Source organism: Nocardioides luti, from assembly GCF_014212315.1.
Lineage (GTDB): Bacteria > Actinomycetota > Actinomycetes > Propionibacteriales > Nocardioidaceae > Nocardioides > Nocardioides luti.
Genome location: NZ_JACKXE010000001.1, coordinates 1,006,016 through 1,024,110 on the forward strand (window position 1 = coordinate 1,006,016; position 18,095 = coordinate 1,024,110).

Consider the following 18,095-nt stretch of genomic DNA (forward strand, 5'->3'; position numbering starts at 1 on the left):
CCCGTCCCGTGACGAGCCCGGCGACGAGCGCCCGGACGTCGTACGCCGCTCCCCTGCGCGTCGGCCCGGCCTCGTGGCTGGTGCCGGTCCGCGCCGGCGCGGTGTCCGTGGTCGGGCTGGGCCTGCTCGCGCTGCTCGTGGCGCTGGACCTCGCCCACGGCGACTTCGTCATCCCGCTCGGCGACGTGGCGCGCACCTTGCTCGGCGGCGGCGACGCCGGCCAGCAGTTCATCGTGCGCGAGCTGCGCCTGCCGCAGACCACGGTCGCGGTGCTGGTCGGCGCCGCGCTCGGCCTGGCCGGCGCGCTGACCCAGACCTTCGCCCGCAACCCGCTCGCCAGCCCGGACATCCTCGGTGTCACCGACGGCGCCTCGGCCGGGGCGGTCGCGGTGATCGTGCTCTCCGGCGCGAGCGGGTACGGCGCCGGGCTGGTCACGGGCCCGCTGCAGGAGGTCGGCCTGCCACTGGCCGCGCTCGCCGGCGGGCTCGGCACGGCGGTGCTGCTCTACCTGCTGTCCTGGCGCCGCGGCATCGACGGCCAGCGGCTGGTGCTGATCGGGATCGGCCTCAGCGCGGCACTCACCGCGACGACCTCGTGGCTGCTGGTGAAGGCGCGCATCCAGGACGCCGCCAGCGCCCAGGTCTGGCTGAACGGCTCGCTCACCTCCCGCGGGTGGGAGCAGGCCGTGCCGCTCATGTGGACGCTGGCCGTGCTCGCCCCGCTCGCGCTGCTCCTCGTCCGGTCGCTCAACGCGCTCCAGCTCGGCGACGACAGCGCCCGCGGCCTCGGCGTACGCCTCCAGTGGACCCAGCTGCTCGTCCTGCTCACCGCGGTCGGGCTGGCGTCGGTCGCCGTGTCCGCGGTCGGGCCGCTCGACTTCGTCGCCTTCGTCGTCCCCCAGGTCGCGCTCCGGCTCACCGGCGGCTCCCGCCCGCCGGTCCTGGCCTCGATGGTGCTGGGCGGCTGCCTGGTCGTCGGCGCCGACCTGGTCACCCGCGTGGTGCTGCCGTTCGCCCTGCCCGCCGGGCTCGTCACGGCCGCGATCGGCGCGCCGTACCTCCTCTGGCTCCTGCTCCGCACCAACCGGAAGGCCTCCGCATGACGCCCCTCCAGCCCACCCTCGCCTCGAGGCTCCGCGCCGACGCCGTCACGGTGGGGTACGGCGGCCGCCCGGTCGTCCGCGACCTCTCCCTCGACCTGCCCGACGGCCGCGTCACCTCGATCATCGGGCCGAACGGCTGCGGGAAGTCCACGCTGCTGCGGACCCTGGCCCGGCTGCTGACGCCGACCTCGGGGCGGGTCGTGCTCGACGGGGACGACATCCGCGGCGTGCGGACCCGCGACATCGCCCGGCGCCTGGCACTGCTGCCCCAGACGCCGGTCGCGCCCGAGGGCCTGCTGGTGCGCGACCTGGTCGGTCGTGGCCGGCACCCGCACCAGCGCTGGTTCAGCCAGTGGTCGCCGGAGGACGAGGACGTCGTCGAGGCGGCGCTGCGGCTCACCGACACCGCCGAGCTCCGGGACCGACCGCTCGACCAGCTCTCCGGTGGCCAGCGGCAGCGCGCCTGGATCGCGATGACGCTGGCGCAGGACACCGACCTGCTGCTGCTCGACGAGCCCACGACGTACCTCGACCTCGCCCACCAGGTGGAGGTCCTCGACCTCGTCACCCGGCTCAACCGCGAGCGCGGACGGACCGTGGCGATGGTGCTGCACGACCTGAACCTGGCGGCGCGCTACAGCGACGTGGTCGTGGTGATGCGCGACGGCGTGCTGGTCGCCCACGGCACGCCCGGTGAGGTGCTCACGAGCGACCTGTTGGCCCAGGTGTTCGGCCTGGACGCCGACGTGCTGGACGATCCGCGCACCGGGCTGCCCATCGTGGTCCCGAGGTCGTCGGCGGCACCGCGCCAGACGACCGGGGCAAAGCGCTGACAGGACCGGGGCGTCGTGATTCCCTACTCCCTGCTCGTCATCCGGGCACCCGCATTCTGCTGCGGGGGGAACAGCAGGCCCGGCACCTTCACGGTGCCGGGCCTGTCGTTTGCCGCGATCTCAGGCCGCCGGCACCTCGGTGTCCGGGTCGCCGTCGACGGCCGCGGCCAGCTGCGGCACGTAGCGCTCGAGGACGTAGGGGATGCTCAGCGGCGTCGCCCAGCTGTGCGCAACGTAGTAGTCGCCGTCCGCGTCGCTGATGTCGACGAAGCGGCCCTCCTTCGACGTGTCGGTCTTCCCGAACACCGAGGCGACCGCCTTGTCGGCGTTGAGGTCGAGCCACACGGCGACGTCGACCTGCTCGAGGTCGGCGGTCCGCTCGGCACTCAGCGAGACGCCGAACTCGCCGTCGTCGCCCTGCAGGATCTCGGGGAAGGTGAAGCCGAGGTCGGTCAGCATCCGCGAGCGCGGGTCCTCGGGGCCGTAGACGAAGAGACCCTCGTACGGCGTGATGCAGGCGGCCGTCTTGCCGGCGAACTCCGGGTGCGCGGCGGCCTGCTCGGCGACGAGCGCCTTCACCCCGTCGACGACCGTCCTCATCGCGGCCGGGCGGCCGACCGCGGCCCCGATGTTGGTGGCCATCTCCTCCCAGGGCATCCCGTAGTCGGCGTACTCCCCCGACTGGACGACGGTCGGGGCGAGCTTCGAGAGGAGGGCGTACTCCTTCTCGGTGACACCGGCGTACTGCCCGATGATCAGGTCGGGGGCCAGCGCCGCGATCTTCTCGATCTCGACCCCGTTGGCGGAGTCGAGCACCTGCGGCAGGGCGCCGTCGCCGAGCGCCTCGGTCGCCCACGGGAAGATCGCGCCCTTCGCGTCGCCGAACCACTTCGTGACGCCGACCGGCACCAGCCCGACCGCGAGCAGCGCGTCCTGCTCGGTGAGGCCGACGCAGACGATCCGGGTCGGGGCCGCGGTCAGCTCGGTCTCGCCGTACTTGTGGGCGATCGTGACCGGGAAGGCGCCCTCCTCGGCGCCGCCGGCGCCGGCCGCGCCGGAGCCTCCCGTGTCGGTCGCCGCGCCCGGCGAGGAGTCGGCGCCGCAGGCGGCGAGGGCCGGGGCGACGGCCAGGGCGGAGAGGCCGACGAGGAAGCGGCGACGGGTGGGGTTCATGCGGACTCCTGCGAGACGGGGTTAGGTAAGGCTTACCTTACCCATCCTCGCGGAGGCATGCGACAGCGGCCGTCCCTCGGGACGACTGGTGTCGTGAAACTGGCGCTGGTGTCACGGAGTTCCGTGACAGGAGCGCCAGTTTCACCGGGTACCCGGTGAAACTTCCCGGCCGGGACGAGCCCTCAGACGATCCGGTGCATCCAGCCGAAGGTGTCCTCGGCCCGGCCGTACTGGATGTCGACGAGCGCGGAGCGCACCTTCATCGTCAGCTCGGTCGAGGCGGGCGCGGCGACCTCGCCGCCCTCCCACTTGAGCGCGCCGACGGGGGTGACGACGGCGGCGGTGCCGCAGGCGAAGATCTCGACGATCCGGCCGGACTCGACGCCCTCGCGCCACTCGTCGATCGAGAAGCGGCGCTCCTCGACCTGGTGGCCGAGCTTGCCGGCGAGCTCGATGATGCTGGAGCGGGTGATCCCCTCGAGGATCGTGCCGGTGGCGGGGGTGACGATGGAGCCGTCGTCGAAGACGAAGTACATGTTCATCCCGCCGAGCTCCTCGACGTACTTCCCGTCCTGGCCGTCGAGGAAGACGACCTGGTCGCAGCCGTGGGCGGTGGCCTCCTGCTGCGCGACGAGCGAGCTGGCGTAGTTGCCGCCGGTCTTGGCCGCGCCCATGCCGCCGCGGCCGGCGCGGGTGTACTCCTCGGTGAGCCAGAGCGTCACCGGCTTCACGCCGCCCTTGAAGTAGGCACCGGCCGGGCTGGCGATCACCATGAAGGTGACGTGCTGGGCCGGGCGGACGCCGAGGAAGACCTCGGTCGCGATCATGAACGGGCGCAGGTAGAGGCTCTTCTCCCCCGCGGCGTCCGGCACCCAGCGCTGGTCGATCTCGACGAGCGCGTCGACGGCCTGGACGAACTCCTCGATCGGCAGCTCGGGGAAGGCCAGCCGCTTGCTGGAGCGCACCATCCGGGCGGCGTTCTCCTCGGGACGGAAGTCCCAGATGGAGCCGTCCTCGTGGCGGTAGGCCTTCATGCCCTCGAAGGTCTCCTGCGCGTAGTGCAGGACGGCGGTCGCCGGGTCCATCGTGAGCGGGCCGTAGGGCTCGATCCGCGCGTCGTGCCAGCCCTGCTCGGGCGTCCACTCGACCGTGAACATGTGGTCGGTGAAGAACTGGCCGAAGCCCGGGTTGGCGAGGATCTCGGCCAGGCGGGCGTCGTCGACGGGGTTCGGGTTCTGCGTGGTGCTGATCTGCATGGGAGGCACGGTAGCCGACCTTTCGCGAGCTGGGAGGGGTGGCGTCTGCCCGTCGCCCGCCGGGTCGGCGGGGCCGGGCTAGCCGGCTACTCGGGCGGCGATCGCGTCGCCCACCTCGGGGGTACGACGCGTAGTCGCCGGCGTGCGCTCGGCGAGGTCCGCGACGACGGCGTCCTCGATGACGGCGGCCGCCTCGGGGTGGCCGAGGTGGTCGAGCAGCAGCGACGCGGAGAGGATCGCGGCGGTCGGGTCGGCGATCTGCTGGCCGGCGATGTCCGGGGCCGAGCCGTGCACGGGCTCGAACATCGACGGGGCGGTGCGGTCGGGGTTGATGTTCCCCGAGGCCGCGAGGCCGATGCCGCCGCTGATCGCGCCGGCGAGGTCGGTGATGATGTCGCCGAAGAGGTTGTCGGTGACGATCACGTCGAAGCGCGCTGGGTCGGTCGTCATGAAGATCGTCGCCGCGTCGATGTGCAGGTAGTCTACGGTGACGTCGGGGAACTCGCGCCCCACCTCCGCCACCAGGCGCGACCACACAGCGCCCGCGTGCACCAGCACGTTGGTCTTGTGGACCAGCGTGAGCTTCTGGCGGGGGCGACGCTGCGCCCGGGCGAACGCGTCGCGGACGACCCGCTCCACGCCGTACGCCGTGTTGAGCGAGACCTCGGTGGCCACCTCGTGCGGCGTGCCGACCCGGATCGAGCCGCCGTTGCCGGTGTAGGGGCCCTCGGTGCCCTCGCGCACGACCACGAAGTCGACCTCGCCGGGGTTCGCCAGCGGGGAGGTGACCCCGGGGAAGATCCGCGACGGACGCAGGTTGACGTAGTGGTCGAGCTCGAAGCGCAGCCGCAGCAGCAGGCCGCGCTCGAGGATGCCGGGCGGAAGGTTCGGGTCGCCCGGCTTGCCGCCGACCGCGCCCAGCAGGATCGCGTCGTGCTCGCGGATCTCGGCGAGGACGGAGTCGGGCAGCACCTCGCCGGTCGCGAGGTACCGCTCCGCGCCGAGGTCGTAGCGCGTCGGCTCGAACTTCACCCCGGCCGGGGCGGCGGCCTCGAGCACCTTGAGCGCCTCGGCCGTCACCTCCTGACCGATGCCGTCGCCCGGGATCACGGCGAGCCTGAGCGTCCCGGTGGCGGCCTGCGGGTGGGTGTCCGGAGCAGAAGTCATGAGCGCAACGCTAGTTGTCGTCGGGGCGCTGGCCGCCGTTGTCTCGCAGGTCAAGCGACTGCTGGACGGCCGTGCGGATGTTCTCGGCACTGCGGGGGTTCTCGGGGTGGTGGCTGGCGGGTCCCCATTCGGGATACATGTCGTACATGGCGAATCTCCTCACGAGATCAACGGTGTGAAGCGCGGATGAGTCGTGCACACGGAAGGTGTGCGGCCAGGACGCCCCGCGACGGGGGCCGGTCCGACTCATGGGTCACATGAGGGAGAAGAACCATCAGGATTGCGGGTCTCGCACGTGCTGTGGGTGCGATCCCGACGCGGAGGCGTCTCTGGCAGCGATCAGCTGGTGAGCCGATCAAGAGGTGGTGAGGCCGTCAACGCCGAAACTCAGCGGCGAGGTGGCCTCACTCAAGAAGCCTCGCCGCGGCGCTCGATAAGTACGAAGACGCTCCGCATGGTGCGACGACAGTACGACGAGGTCCCCGTCCTGCGACACCACCTTTTGCAGACTGCTCAGGATGCGAGACAGCAATCCCAAGGTGAGAGACTCACTGAATGAGCGCTCCTCCCGACCTCCCGGACGTCGTGTCCCGTGCGTTCGCGGTCTCCCGCAAGGCCGGGTACGTCTCCTTCTGCCGCAACGAGACCGGCCGCCTGCTCGCCACCCTCGCCGCCACCCGCGGCGGGACGATGGCCGAGTTCGGCACCGGCTGCGGCGTCGGCACCGCCTGGCTGCGCAGCGGCGTGCGGGGCGAGGCCCGGATCATCAGCGCCGAGCTGGACGCCCGCCTCGCCACCGCGGCCGCCGAGATCTTCGTCGACGACCCGCAGGTCGAGGTGCTGGCCGCGGACTGGTCGACGCTGCTCGACAAGGGTCCGTTCTCCCTGCTCTTCCTCGACTCGGGCGAGCCGGGCGACGTCGGCGTCGACTCGATCGCCGACCTGGTCGAGGACGGCGGCATCGTCGTGCTCGACGACTTCACGCCGTGCGAGGTGTGGCCGCCGATCGCCTACGGGCGCGTGGACAGCCTGCGCGAGCAGTGGCTGACCGACGAGCGGTTCACGACCGTCGAGGTCATGGTCGCCTCCGACGCGTCAGCGCTGATCGCCACCAAGCGCTGATGTCTGGGTGTCCGCCGGAGCCTCGACCGCGACCGTGAACCACGGCAGCATCAGCTGGGTCAGCGGCCCGATCGCCAGCGCGTAGAGCACCGTCCCGAGCCCGGCCACTCCCCCGAGCAGCAGGCCGATCACGACGACGGCGACCTCGAGCCCGGTGCGGACCAGGCGCAGCGAGACGCCCGTACGCCGGTGCAGGCCGGTCATCAGCCCGTCGCGCGGACCACGCCCGAGCTGAGCGCCGATGTAGAGCGCGCTGGCCACGCCGTTCGCCACGATCCCGCCGACCATCAGCGCCACCCGGGCACCCAGTGCGTCGGGTCGGTCGAGCAGCGCCAGGGTCGCGTCAGCCGAGAAGCCGACGACCAGCGCGTTGGAGATCGTGCCGAGGCCGGGCATCTCCCGCAGGGGGATCCACAGCAGCAGCACGACGAAGCTCATCACGACGACCGCCTGGCCCAGCGTGATCGGCACGTGGCGGATCAGGCCGGAGTGCAGCACGTCCCAGGGAGCCAGCCCCAGGTCACCACGCACCATCCAGCCCAGCGAGACGCCGTACAGCACCAGGCCGACGTACAGCTGGGGCAGTCGCCGCACCAGTTTCCCCGCCCGGAGCTGGGCGATCGGGCCGAGGTCCGTGAGGCCCGGGCGGGCGGTGGCGATCTGCGTCATGGCCCCATCCTCGCACCCGATTGGCCTTCTCCCGAATAGCCAATCGTGCGAGAGTGGCCTGCATGACCGGCTCCGTCAGCGCCGCCCGCGTGGCCACCCTCGTCGGCGATTTCGACCGCTCTCCGGCGTACGCCGGCCTCGCCGACGCCCTCGTCCTCCTGATCGGCGACGGCCGGATCGGCCTCGGCGCCCGGCTGCCGAGCGAGCGCGAGCTCACCGACGTGCTGGCGGTCTCGCGGACCACGGTGACGCGGGCGTACGCCGCGCTTCGGGATGCCGGGTACGCCGAGGCCCGGCAGGGCGCCGGCACCTTCACCCGGGTGCCCGGCGGCCGGGCCCGCGCCCACGACCGGGCGCTGCTGCCCCGCCCCGGCGACCACGAGGCGATCGACCTGAACTGCGCGGCGGCCGGCGCCCCGCCCGGGCTGGCGGCGGCGTACGCCGACGCGGCGGCCGACCTGCCGGCGTACCTCGGCGGCCACGGCTACTTCCCCGCCGGCCTCCCCGAGCTGCAGCGCGCGATCGCGGCGTCGTACGACGCCCGCGGCCTGCCCACCGACCCCGAGCAGGTGATGGTGACGCCGGGGGCGCTGAGCGCGGCATCGATCGTGGCGCAGGCGTTCACGTCGCGGGGCGACCGGGTGGTCGTCGAGTCGCCGGTCTACCCGAACGCGACCCAGGCGATCCGCAGCGCCGGCGCCCGCCTGGTCGCCTCCCCCGTCGATCCCGACGGCTGGGACCTCGACGCCGCCGGCGCGACGCTGCGCCAGGCCTCGGCCCGGCTGGCCTACCTGATCCCCGACTTCCAGAACCCCACCGGGCACCTGATGAGCGAGGCCCAGCGCGAGGAGTACGCCGCCCACCTGCGCCGCACCCGCACCGTCGCCGTCGTCGACGAGGCCCACCAGGCCCTCGCCCTCGACGGCCAGACCATGCCCCGCCCCTTCGCCGCGTTCGCCCCCGACACCATCACGATCGGCAGCGCCAGCAAGAGCTTCTGGGGCGGCCTCCGCCTCGGCTGGATCCGCTGCCCCGCCGCGCAGATGGACCGCCTGACCCGCGCCCGCGTCGGCCTCGACCTGGGCGCCCCGGTGATGGAACAGCTAGTCCTGACCCGGCTACTCGCTTCCGGTCCCGTGCTGCCCGATCACATCGTCCGCCTGCGCGAGCAGCGTGCCGCCCTGGTCGCCGCGGTGTCCGAGCACCTCCCGGACTGGCGCTTCCACGTCCCCACCGGGGGCCTCGCGCTCTGGTGCGAGCTCCCGACACCCTCGGCCACCGCCGTCGTCGCCGAGGCCGAGACCCGCGGCGTCATCGTCGCCCCCGGCCCCGTCTTCGCCGCCGAAGGCGGTCTCGACACCTTCGTCCGCATCCCCTGGACCCGCCGCCCCGACGAGCTCACCGAAGCCGTACGTCGCCTGGCCGCCGCTTGGTTGGCTGTCCGCGGCCGGTCGGCCGGAGGTGCCGGACGAAGCGCCGCCCGGGTCATGGTCGCCTAGCGGCGCTACGGGGCGACGGCGGGTCCTTCCGCCCAGAACGATGCAGCGGCAACACCGCGATCTGCCCCATGTCGGATCGCCTGCAGCAACTCATTTCACCTCGTTGGCGACACCTTCGACGAGCTCAGTGATCCTTTCGAGTGCAACGGTCAGCTGCTCCACTACGACAACGAACGCCGGAAACGGTGCCAGGCCCTCGATGCCGAGGCGGCTCCTGGCTGCTCCGGCGCTGGACCCGCCCAGGTGAGCGATCCCGCCGGTAGACCTGAACGTCTGTAGCGCACGGAACGGTTCGACGCAGTCGGCACTGCCGCCGATCTTCTGCACGAACCGATCCAGGAGCCCCAAGGATTGCTCACCAGCCTCGGCACCGCCGAGGAACGCCTTGAGCGGCGACGAGTCGATGCCGTCCACAAGGGCCTTTGTTAGGGTGAGGATAGGTGCCGTCAGTGCGGACGGATCAGTACTGGTCGGGCCGTACAGATGCTCGAACTCTGCACTGGTCTGAGCGTCCAACGACCTCCAGACCGCAGCGCCGAGCAGCACCCGGGTGGCATCAGCGGCCCTCGTGCGGCACCGGCGCAGGTCGCCTTGCGGATCTGGCGACGTGACTATTTGGTTGAGGAAGTCGCGACGGAAACGCCCTTCGTCCATCTCTCCGGCCGGGAGGACGTTGTGCGCCAGCCAGTGTGCCTGCTCTCCAGTCGGAAGAGAGCCGATCTCTTCGAGATAGACCTCGATGAGGCCAGCGGTGTTCGTTGAGAAGTCGAGGCCCCATAGGTCAAGGCACGCAAGGCGGCTGGAACTCAGGCTGTAGCGGCGCGGCTCAGCGGTGTACCGGGCGAGAACCTCGCGTGAGAAGTACACCGGGGTGAGCCCGGGAAGCCGCGTCGAGTCGCGAAAGTCGCCAAGCTGGGAGGGGTCGCTGGTATGGGTCAAGGGGCGGCCCGTTTCGGAGTCGAGTCCGTAGATGTACTCGCCGTACTTCTTGGGTTCGGTTCGTTCGTCAATACGGCGCCGACGAGAGGTGATTGATCCGGCGATGACGTACTTGCCCATCAGGTTCGAGAACGCCGGATGCCCCCCGATGCTGTCGTCGTGCAACGCAAACCAATCGAAACGGGCACCCCCTGCATGGAACCGATGGTCTACTCGGTCGAACGACGGATGCTCTTTCAGGGTGGTGTAGTCCATCTGAACGAGGAGTTCGCGCCCTGCCTCGGCCAAGAAGGTGCGGAGCTCGAGGGCGGCGATCTCTACCTTCCAGCTCTCGGCTCCCATCGTGGTGCGGATGAGCTCCACGTCGCGGCCGGCCGCGTTGAGGTACGACCAGCCTCCAGCTGTTTGGAACGCATCCCAGTACCAGAGAAACACCGGGGTGATCTCGAAGCTCGGATCGACGAGTCGATGGTGCTCGCGGACCGCAGTGAAGAAGTGCATGCTCGGCTGCACCGGGTTCGGGCCGGCGACTAGGCCGTCCGTGAACCGGCCATCGGCCCACACCTCCACTGAGCCGACCGAATGGTGACCTGACCAGCGGGTGTCGTCCAGGACGGCTTCGCGTGCGGTGGGCTCGATCATGATGCTGTGCGTGCCGCCGTACTGATCGTCGCGGTAGAAGTGCTCTTCGACGATCAGCCAGTCCGACGGGTCTGATCGGACACGGCGCAGCAGTTCGGCGGGCCACAAGTCGCCCGGGTAGGCGCGCGCGGGTGCTGCCCACTCTGAGGCCAGGGTCGGTTCGCTACTGAGCTCGTACCCCGGGATGCGAGGGAACCCGGGCATCGGTTCAGGCAACTGATGTCACGACCCCGGCGCACGACGCTTGACTCTGCATAAGTCCACCGTAAACAACGGTACCGACATCGATGCGCCAGCCCAGATCACAACGGGGAGGTCGCGGCAGTCGATGTTGAGGAACGACCCGGCCGGGCTCACCTCAACTACATCCGAAGTTCGGCACTCTCAGGCGTCTGACTGCAGCGATAGCTCCGGATCCGTCGATGGGCATCCTCGGCGATCGGCCGTGGGCACCCTCCGAAAGCACGAGTTTGCGCCCGGTGTCGGAACTCACAGTCAAACTGGAACACATGTCCGATGACTTATTCGACGGCTGCTGGCAGCGCCTCGACCGCGCGGCCGAACACCGCAGAGCCGGCACCGAGCTTTGGAACGAGTACCTCGCACCGCATCCATATGGCTACACCATCATCGATAACCAAGACGGCACCTACGTCGTCCGCGTCACCCAGGACACCCCCGTCCCCGCCGAACTCGGGATCCTCATCGGCGAATGGCTGTACAACCTCCGCGCAACCCTCGACCACGTCATCTGGGCAACCGCCGCTCATGTGGCTGGCACGATCCCGCCTCCGAAGGAGCATGTCCTCCAGTATCCGATCTACGACTCCGAGGACGCCTGGACGAAGAACCTGTACCGGCTCAACGGTCTAGCCGACCACCATCGGCAGATGCTCCACCAGATGCAGCCCTGCAACAGCGACGTCGACGCGAACTACCTGGGCTGGGTGAACCGCCTCGCACGGGACGACCGCCACCGCCGACCCAACGCAATGACCTCTTACATCGCTGACCTCAGGCCCGTCGTAGGCCTCCCACCCGGCACGCGCGCAACCATCCAATTCGGCGAACGCATCATCGACGGCGGAAGTGCCGACTGCGTCCGTCTCACGGTCCGCGATTGGACGCCTGACATGGTCGTGAAACTCAACCCACGGTTCGGCATCGACCCGGAGGTGCTCAACTGGTCGCGATCACCCTTCTGGCGCCGATGGAACTTTACTGAACGCCTAAAGATGATGGAGATCTTCATCGCTTGTGAAGTAGCGGTGTACGAGTACGACTGCACCGGCACCTCCCGCAAACAGGACCTCCTCAGCGATGGTTACAAGGCCGAGTGCGACGCGCGCGGCCACGGCACGGCGCCGGCAAGGGCTCCCCGGGGTGACATTGAGTGGACCGAACCTGAAAGCGGTAAGCCAGCAAGCGCGGAGACGATGAAAGAGGTCGGTTACCCCCGCGGATACGAGCGCGACGACCAGGAATGACCAGACCGTGTCCGATCAGCCGCGATCCTCACAGTCATTCCGCCGCGAGTCGGTCGGCGCCAGTTACCGGTGGATATAGAGCGCATCGACGCCGGTCTCTTGTTCAAACAAATCCAACAGTCGCCGTCTCTGCGTGGGCGAGTGCATGGCGAACAGACCCGTGTGGACAAAGGTTGGCGAGACGACTTGGCTGCCGAGCCTGGTGCCGATCGTCGTCAGGCTCTCGAAGTCGATACCAACCGCGTTGTAGTCAAGGTCGTAGACGGTCCTGTAGGTCTTATGCAGGGGGGCGGGGAAGTGGTCCTTGAAAGTCTTGTTGTACAGCGGCTGGAAGTACCGAATCAACGCGGCCTCCGAAAGGGCCGTTAGCTCAGCAGTCGTCAGGTCAGTTTCGTGCACGCGGCTCAAGTGCTGGCGGCTTTCCTCGGTACCGAGGGCTCCCACCCAAGGGCCGAAGTTGCTCACTTTGTTGTAGGTCGCGAACTGCATCAAGACGATCCAAACTTCAAGATGAGGTGTAGTCTGACTGGTCTCCGCCATCACCCTTTGCAGGGTCGCATGGTTCAAGAGCCGGCGCTCGACAGCGCCCCCCTGATCCATTGACTGCCCCACGTAGACAACGTCGAGGTCAATGATCGACTCGTCTACAGCAGTCGCCTCCATCCGAGTTGTGCCCGGCATCGTGAGCTGGAGGTACATCGAAGCCCACATGCCGCTCGGTGCGCCCATAACGAGGTGTCCCTCGTGGTCATGAAACTCGATCATGGTTTGGGCAGCATTGGAGCTCGCATTGACGACTAGCCCCCCGAAGGGGTTCGGGCCTTCGAGATGCACCGATGTAGAGGCACCCTGACCGTCGTCAGCAACGACCTCAAACGCAACCTTCTCCTCGTCGCAGAACCAGGAGGCGGCATCGATCGTTAGCCGAGGTCGCCTTCCAATCAGATACAAGTTGCACACAGGTAGATCTGGCTCGTGACTCACCGATTCGAGTTGAGCAGGCGACAGGATCCCGGCCCAGTCACAACTAACTGTCAGCGCGTGCTCTACGTCGTACTTGAAGGTCGGTCCCGTGGGCTTGGTCATGATTCATTCTGCCGTCTCGATGAGACGACGCAACTGGTGACAGTTCGCCCAGTGATGCGGAGAAACCGTGGCCACTCGCTCACGGTTCCGGGTTGTCAGCCAGCCACTTCTCAAGCCAGGCACGGTCGCGGCGGCTGAGGGGGGTTGGTGGCACCTTGTTGACGGTGCGCATGATATCGACGCGGCCGCTCTCCATGGCGCGTCGGTACTGCTGAAAGTCAGCGATGTACGTGGTCGTGTGCCCGTCGGCGTAGGTGACCCGATTGCCGGACGAGCTCACGGGCATTGGCTTACCGACTTTCCGCGCGCGCTCTGGGACCTGCTCGCGGAGCGTATGCATCTGCTCATTTTCGGCATCCGCCGCCGCTTCATCGGCTTCGGCCGTACCGCGAATCCACCAACGTTGCAGTCGCACGCGCGTGGGCCTCCAGAACCAGGCTGCGAGTGCTGCTACTGCGAGCACGGCCAAGCCGGCGAAGAAGGCAGGCCAAGAGTCATCCATCGTGTGCTGAGGCTACCTATCCTCGGAGAGCGGCGGGGGTCGCTATGCTTGGGCCACTGACTCACCAGATGTGGCCGCGGTCCGGGCGTTCACGAGCCGCGTCCTTCCATCCGCTTATGACCCAAGGCCTATTTGACCGAGCGTGTGCATCGACGACTTCATCATGGGTTCATCCCGCCCGGCGGGCTGACCCATGCCAAGTTGCGTCCGCCTTCCCCGCCGTTCGGCCTCCTCGTTGCGGATCCGCGACCGTGCCGTCGAATGTCGCCATGCCAACTAGTCTTCCGGCATGAATCACCAGTCTCAAGACAAGCTCTATGCCACAACCCTGCAGACGATCGGAGCGGTCTCCAAACTGCCTGTTGTACGAGTTGACCGTGAAGAGTTCCTTCGCAGGCAGTTCGCGGGCTCACCGCACCTCGACGTGATTCTTCTGAGCGGTCCCCAAGCCGTTTACACCGCCGAGTCATTACGTAAGCGAGCCGACTCGATCATCAGGAGTAGCGCCGCGAAAACTTCTCTCGCTTCGTTCGCGACTGGCTTGCCCGGCAACCCCGCAGTCATGGTTGCTGCGGGTGGGGTAGACGTCGCGCAGTACTTCGGTTTCGCCATCAACTTGGCTCAGCAAATCGCCTATCTGTTCGGGGAGGACGAACTGTTCGACGGTGGCGGGCAACTGTCCGAGGCCGCTCAGATCAGGGTGATCGCCTATCTAGGGGCCATGTTCGGTGCTGCCGGGGCAGCAGCACTGGTGTCGCAAACTTCGAAGCAGGTGGGATCAAACCTCGGTAAGAAGGTCGCGGCGCAGGCGCTGACCAAGACCGCTTGGTACCCATTGGTGAAGAAGGTCGGTGCGCTTGTCGGAAAGCAGGTCACCAAGAAAACTGTGGAGAAGACCATTACCAAAGCAGTGCCGATCGTCGGAGGCGTCGTCTCCGGGAGCCTTACTTACGTGACGTTCCGACCCATGGGGAACCGACTGGCGGACACCCTGATGAAGAACCTGAACGGCGAGTTGGACGGCGAGCTGGAGCTGAACGCTGAGTTCGCAGCCAAGTTCAACGAAGTCATCGATGGCAAGGACATCCACGAGATCGAATAGGCCCGCGCAGTCCGGGATGTGAAGTTGACCGGGGTTGGTGACCCGAAGAGCCGCAATCTTCAGACTAGGTCGACGGCCCGCACGGAGATCGCATCCATCGCGACCTGAATCTCCGCGAGCGCCTCGGTGGGGATGGCGGTGTCGACGGAGAGGGCGACGAGGGCGTTGCCGCCCTTGCCGTCGCGGGCGACCTGCATGCCGGCGATGTTGACGCCGGCCGCGCCGAGGATGCCGCCGACGGTGCCGACCATGCCGGGGCGGTCCTCGTAGTGGAAGAACGCGAGGTGCTCGGTGGGCTCGATGTCGACGTCGAAGCCGTTGACCTCGACGAGCCGCTCCTTCTGGTGGATGCCGATCAGGGTGCCGCTGACCGAGACCTGGGAGCCGTCGGCGAGGGTGCCGCGGATCGTGATCAGGTTGCGGTGGTCGGGGCTCTCGGAGCTCGCGACGAGGCGTACGGCGCAGCCGCGCTCGGCCGCGAGGAGCGGGGCGTTCACGTAGGACACCTGCTCCTCGACGATGTCGGTGAAGACGCCCTTGAGGGCGGCCAGCTCGAGCACCTTGACGTCGTAGTCGGTGATCTCGCCGCGGACCTCGACGTCGATGGACTCGGCGACCGAGCCGGCGATGCCGGTGAAGACGCGGCCGAGCTTCTCGGTGAGCGGGATGCCGGGGCGGACGTCCTCGGCGATCACGCCGCCCTGGACGTTCACGGCGTCGGGGACCAGCTCGCCCGACAGCGCGAGACGGACGGACTTGGCGACCGCGATGCCGGCCTTCTCCTGGGCCTCGTCGGTGGAGGCACCGAGGTGCGGGGTGGCGACGACGTTCTCGAGCTCGAAGAGCGGGCTGTCGACGCACGGCTCCTGGGCGAAGACGTCGAGGCCGGCGGCGGCCATCCGGCCCTCCTTCAGCGCGGCGTACAACGCTGCCTCGTCGACGATCCCCCCGCGCGCGGCGTTCACCAGCACGAGGTGCGGGCGGACCTTGGTCAGCGCCTCGGCGTCGATCAGGCCGACGGTCTCGGGGGTCTTGGGCAGGTGCACCGACATGAAGTCGGACTCCGCGAGCAGGGTGTCGAGGTCGACGAGGCGGACGCCCATCTGGGCGGCGCGGCCGGCCTGAACGTACGGGTCGTAGGCGATCACCTTCATGCCGAACGCCGACAGCCGCTGCGCCACGAGGACGCCGATCCGGCCGAGGCCGACGATGCCGACGGTCTTCTCGTACAGCTCGATGCCGGTGTAGCGCGAGCGCTTCCACTCCCCGCCCCGCAGCGCGGCGTGCGCCGGCGAGACGTGGCGGGCCGCGGCGAGCATCAACGCGACGGCGAGCTCGGCGGCGGAGACGATGTTGGAGGTCGGGGCGTTCACGACCATCACTCCGGCCTGGGTGGCGGCACGGACGTCGACGTTGTCGAGGCCGACCCCGGCGCGGGCGACCACCTTGAGGCGCGACCCGGCAGCGAGCGCCTCGGCGTCCACCTTGGTCGCCGAGCGGACCAGGAGCGCGTCGGCGTCCACGATCGCGGCGAGCAGGGCCGCACGGTCCGCGCCGTCGCAGCTGCGGATCTCGAAGTCCGGCCCGAGCGCCTCGACGGTCGCGGGGCTGAGCTCCTCGGCGATCAGCACGACAGGGCGGTCGAGGGGCTTGATCACGGTGTGTCCTCGGTGGTCGTCGATGGCGGAGATGACCGGTGACCGGTCCTGCACGACGCTGTGCCCGGACCGGGAACTCTACCCCCACGAGGTGACGAAAACCGGTGGCGTCCGCGGCCCGGGAGCGCCTACCGTCGCCGGGTCACATCCCCTCACCACGGCAGGTCCCTTGAACCTCTGAGGTCGCGCCCCTCGCCAGTCCCTGGCACCCGCGCCGGTCGCAGCCCACGGGCTCCCGGCGCTCCTCACGCACCTCAGATCCCATCCGGGGAGACCTCATGCCTGCTGCCATCACCCTGTCCTCCGTCGGCTTCGCCTGGCCCGACGGCACCACCGTCCTCGACGGCCTCGACCTGCTCGTCCCGCCCGGCCGCTCCGGACTCGTGGGCGTCAACGGGTCCGGCAAGTCCACCTTGCTCCGCCTCGTCGCCGGCGCGCTGGCCCCGACAAGCGGGCACGTCGGCGTGGCGGGCGAGGTCGGCTACCTGCCGCAGGACCTGACGCTCGACGTCGCCCAGCGCGTCGAGGACTTCCTCGGGATCGGGGAGGTACGCCGGGCGCTGCATGCGCTCGAGGCCGGCTCGACCGACGCCGGGCTCTTCGACACCATCGGCGACGCGTGGGACGTCGAGGACCGCGCCGCGGCCGAGCTGGCCCGCCTGGGGCTCCCGGCCGACGTCCTCGACCGGCACCTCGGCGAGCTCTCGGGCGGCGAGGTCACGCAGCTCGGGCTGGCCCGGCTGCTGATCGAGCGCCCCGACGTACTCCTCCTCGACGAGCCCACCAACAACCTCGACGCCGCCGCCCGCGAGCGCCTCTACGCCGTCGTCGAGGGCTGGAGCCGCACCCTGCTCGTGGTCAGCCACGACCGCGAGCTGCTCGAGCGGATGGACCGGATCGGCGACCTCCGCGACGGCGCGGTGCGGTGGTACGGCGGCGGCTACACGGCGTACGCCGAGCAGGTCGACGCCGAGCAGGAGGCGGCGCGCCAGGCGGTGACCACGGCGAGGTCGGAGGTACGACGTCAGCGCAACGACGTGATCCAGGCCGAGCTGGTCCTGGCCCAGCGCAAGAGGGTCGCGAAGCGGGCCGAGGCGAGCAGCGGGCTCGGCAAGGGCGCGATCGACTTCAAGACGAACCGCGCCGAGAAGTCGTCCGCGAAGTACCGCCAGACCCACGCCGACCGGCTCGCCGCCGCCCGCGAGCGGCTCACTGGCGCCGAGACCCGGCTGCGCGAGGACCGTGAGATCCGGGTCGACCTGCCCGGCACCGCAGTCCCCCGCGGCCGCGTCGTGGTGACCACCCAGGACCTGGTGCTGCGCACCGGCGCCGCCGTCGAGCTCGAGGTGCACGGGCCCGACCGGATCGCGGTCGTCGGGCCGAACGGGTCGGGCAAGACGACGCTGCTCCACACCATCGCGGGCCGGCTCGACCCCGAGTCGGGCGGTGTGACGACCCACGTCCCGGTGGCGCTGCTGCCCCAGCGGCTCGACGTGCTGGACGACCGACTGACGGTCTACGAGAACGTCGCGGCCGCCGCACCCAGCGCCGAGCCGAACACGGTCCGGGCCTCGCTCGCCCGCTTCCTCTTCCGCGGCGGGGCCGCCGACCACCCGGTCGGCGAGCTGTCCGGCGGCGAGCGCTTCCGGGCGACCCTGGCCTCGCTCCTGCTGGCGGATCCGGCCCCGCAGCTGCTGCTGCTCGACGAGCCGACCAACAACCTGGACTTCGCGTCGTACGACGCCCTGGTCTCGGCGCTGGCGTCGTACCGCGGCGCGCTGCTGGTCGCGAGCCACGACGCGGGCTTCCTGGCCGACATCGGCGTGGAGCGCTCGATCGAGCCGACGGCCTGAGGGA

Annotated in this window: 16 protein-coding genes; 7 read left to right on the forward strand and 9 right to left on the reverse strand. The window is 69.4% G+C overall.

All coding sequences use genetic code 11. The annotated features are described in order from the left end of the window. The first annotated feature begins 8 nt into the window (after window positions 1-8). On the forward strand, window positions 9-1,103 hold the full coding sequence (locus H5V45_RS04770; protein WP_185251883.1) for an iron chelate uptake ABC transporter family permease subunit: 1,095 nt from the start codon (window positions 9-11) through the stop codon (window positions 1,101-1,103). Then, window positions 1,100-1,936: an ABC transporter ATP-binding protein gene (locus H5V45_RS04775; RefSeq protein ID WP_185251884.1), complete on the forward strand. Its 837-nt coding sequence runs from the start codon at window positions 1,100-1,102 to the stop codon at window positions 1,934-1,936. The genes H5V45_RS04770 and H5V45_RS04775 overlap by 4 nt, the downstream gene beginning before the upstream one ends. A gap of 120 nt (window positions 1,937-2,056) precedes the next feature. Here the strand turns inward: H5V45_RS04775 and H5V45_RS04780 are convergent, their stop codons facing one another. From H5V45_RS04780 to H5V45_RS04795, 4 genes are all read right to left on the reverse strand, one after another. Then, window positions 2,057-3,109, reverse strand: coding sequence for an ABC transporter substrate-binding protein (locus tag H5V45_RS04780; RefSeq protein ID WP_185251885.1), 1,053 nt, complete (start codon window positions 3,107-3,109; stop codon window positions 2,057-2,059). A gap of 182 nt (window positions 3,110-3,291) precedes the next feature. Then, window positions 3,292-4,365: a branched-chain amino acid aminotransferase gene (locus H5V45_RS04785; RefSeq protein WP_185251886.1), complete on the reverse strand. Its 1,074-nt coding sequence runs from the start codon at window positions 4,363-4,365 to the stop codon at window positions 3,292-3,294. A gap of 78 nt (window positions 4,366-4,443) precedes the next feature. Beyond that, window positions 4,444-5,532 (reverse strand): 3-isopropylmalate dehydrogenase, encoded by a 1,089-nt coding sequence (locus tag H5V45_RS04790; protein WP_185251887.1) that lies wholly within the window; start codon window positions 5,530-5,532, stop codon window positions 4,444-4,446. 10 nt (window positions 5,533-5,542) lie between these two features. Next, the gene (locus tag H5V45_RS04795; protein WP_185251888.1) at window positions 5,543-5,680 is read right to left on the reverse strand and encodes a hypothetical protein; all 138 of its coding nucleotides are present in this window, start codon (window positions 5,678-5,680) and stop codon (window positions 5,543-5,545) included. A gap of 407 nt (window positions 5,681-6,087) precedes the next feature. On the opposite strand from H5V45_RS04795, the gene H5V45_RS04800 reads away from it, so the two are divergent. Next, window positions 6,088-6,654: an O-methyltransferase gene (locus H5V45_RS04800; RefSeq protein WP_185251889.1), complete on the forward strand. Its 567-nt coding sequence runs from the start codon at window positions 6,088-6,090 to the stop codon at window positions 6,652-6,654. On the opposite strand, the gene yczE is transcribed toward H5V45_RS04800, so the two are convergent. After that, complete coding sequence (yczE, locus tag H5V45_RS04805) at window positions 6,628-7,323, reverse strand: membrane protein YczE (protein WP_185251890.1); 696 nt, start codon at window positions 7,321-7,323, stop codon at window positions 6,628-6,630. The genes H5V45_RS04800 and yczE overlap by 27 nt on opposite strands. A 62-nt stretch (window positions 7,324-7,385) precedes the next feature. Between yczE and yczR the strand changes: the two genes are divergently transcribed. Continuing rightward, window positions 7,386-8,822: a MocR-like transcription factor YczR gene (gene yczR, locus H5V45_RS04810; protein ID WP_185251891.1), complete on the forward strand. Its 1,437-nt coding sequence runs from the start codon at window positions 7,386-7,388 to the stop codon at window positions 8,820-8,822. Window positions 8,823-8,912: 90 nt separating this feature from the next. Here the strand turns inward: yczR and H5V45_RS04815 are convergent, their stop codons facing one another. Then, window positions 8,913-10,607 (reverse strand): hypothetical protein, encoded by a 1,695-nt coding sequence (locus H5V45_RS04815; RefSeq protein ID WP_185251892.1) that lies wholly within the window; start codon window positions 10,605-10,607, stop codon window positions 8,913-8,915. A gap of 305 nt (window positions 10,608-10,912) precedes the next feature. Between H5V45_RS04815 and H5V45_RS04820 the strand changes: the two genes are divergently transcribed. Further along, window positions 10,913-11,890, forward strand: coding sequence for a hypothetical protein (locus H5V45_RS04820; RefSeq protein ID WP_185251893.1), 978 nt, complete (start codon window positions 10,913-10,915; stop codon window positions 11,888-11,890). Window positions 11,891-11,953: 63 nt separating this feature from the next. Here H5V45_RS04820 and H5V45_RS04825 read toward each other — a convergent pair whose 3' ends face one another. Further along, complete coding sequence (locus H5V45_RS04825; RefSeq protein WP_185251894.1) at window positions 11,954-12,976, reverse strand: hypothetical protein; 1,023 nt, start codon at window positions 12,974-12,976, stop codon at window positions 11,954-11,956. A 79-nt stretch (window positions 12,977-13,055) separates the two neighbouring features. After that, window positions 13,056-13,478, reverse strand: coding sequence for a hypothetical protein (locus H5V45_RS04830; protein ID WP_185251895.1), 423 nt, complete (start codon window positions 13,476-13,478; stop codon window positions 13,056-13,058). A 289-nt stretch (window positions 13,479-13,767) separates the two neighbouring features. On the opposite strand from H5V45_RS04830, the gene H5V45_RS04835 reads away from it, so the two are divergent. Further along, on the forward strand, window positions 13,768-14,580 hold the full coding sequence (locus H5V45_RS04835; protein ID WP_185251896.1) for a hypothetical protein: 813 nt from the start codon (window positions 13,768-13,770) through the stop codon (window positions 14,578-14,580). A gap of 59 nt (window positions 14,581-14,639) precedes the next feature. Here H5V45_RS04835 and serA read toward each other — a convergent pair whose 3' ends face one another. Beyond that, window positions 14,640-16,238, reverse strand: coding sequence for a phosphoglycerate dehydrogenase (gene serA, locus H5V45_RS04840; RefSeq protein WP_343061420.1), 1,599 nt, complete (start codon window positions 16,236-16,238; stop codon window positions 14,640-14,642). A gap of 278 nt (window positions 16,239-16,516) precedes the next feature. Between serA and H5V45_RS04845 the strand changes: the two genes are divergently transcribed. Beyond that, window positions 16,517-18,091 (forward strand): ABC-F family ATP-binding cassette domain-containing protein, encoded by a 1,575-nt coding sequence (locus tag H5V45_RS04845; RefSeq protein ID WP_185251897.1) that lies wholly within the window; start codon window positions 16,517-16,519, stop codon window positions 18,089-18,091. The last annotated feature ends 4 nt before the right edge of the window (window positions 18,092-18,095 follow it).

Excerpts from the sequence above, each read along its gene's own strand:
- yczR (WP_185251891.1), top strand. The coding sequence starts at position 7,386 with ATGACCGGCTCCGTCAGCGCCGCCCGCGTGGCCACCCTCGTCGGCGAT.
- H5V45_RS04775 (WP_185251884.1), top strand. The coding sequence starts at position 1,100 with ATGACGCCCCTCCAGCCCACCCTCGCCTCGAGGCTCCGCGCCGACGCC.
- H5V45_RS04780 (WP_185251885.1), bottom strand. The coding sequence starts at position 3,109 with ATGAACCCCACCCGTCGCCGCTTCCTCGTCGGCCTCTCCGCCCTGGCC.
- H5V45_RS04845 (WP_185251897.1), top strand. The coding sequence starts at position 16,517 with ATGCCTGCTGCCATCACCCTGTCCTCCGTCGGCTTCGCCTGGCCCGAC.
- H5V45_RS04800 (WP_185251889.1), top strand. The coding sequence starts at position 6,088 with ATGAGCGCTCCTCCCGACCTCCCGGACGTCGTGTCCCGTGCGTTCGCG.
- H5V45_RS04820 (WP_185251893.1), top strand. The coding sequence starts at position 10,913 with ATGTCCGATGACTTATTCGACGGCTGCTGGCAGCGCCTCGACCGCGCG.
- yczE (WP_185251890.1), bottom strand. The coding sequence starts at position 7,323 with ATGACGCAGATCGCCACCGCCCGCCCGGGCCTCACGGACCTCGGCCCG.
- H5V45_RS04835 (WP_185251896.1), top strand. The coding sequence starts at position 13,768 with ATGAATCACCAGTCTCAAGACAAGCTCTATGCCACAACCCTGCAGACG.
- H5V45_RS04795 (WP_185251888.1), bottom strand. The coding sequence starts at position 5,680 with ATGTACGACATGTATCCCGAATGGGGACCCGCCAGCCACCACCCCGAG.
- H5V45_RS04825 (WP_185251894.1), bottom strand. The coding sequence starts at position 12,976 with ATGACCAAGCCCACGGGACCGACCTTCAAGTACGACGTAGAGCACGCG.
- H5V45_RS04815 (WP_185251892.1), bottom strand. The coding sequence starts at position 10,607 with ATGCCCGGGTTCCCTCGCATCCCGGGGTACGAGCTCAGTAGCGAACCG.
- H5V45_RS04790 (WP_185251887.1), bottom strand. The coding sequence starts at position 5,532 with ATGACTTCTGCTCCGGACACCCACCCGCAGGCCGCCACCGGGACGCTC.
- H5V45_RS04785 (WP_185251886.1), bottom strand. The coding sequence starts at position 4,365 with ATGCAGATCAGCACCACGCAGAACCCGAACCCCGTCGACGACGCCCGC.
- H5V45_RS04830 (WP_185251895.1), bottom strand. The coding sequence starts at position 13,478 with ATGGATGACTCTTGGCCTGCCTTCTTCGCCGGCTTGGCCGTGCTCGCA.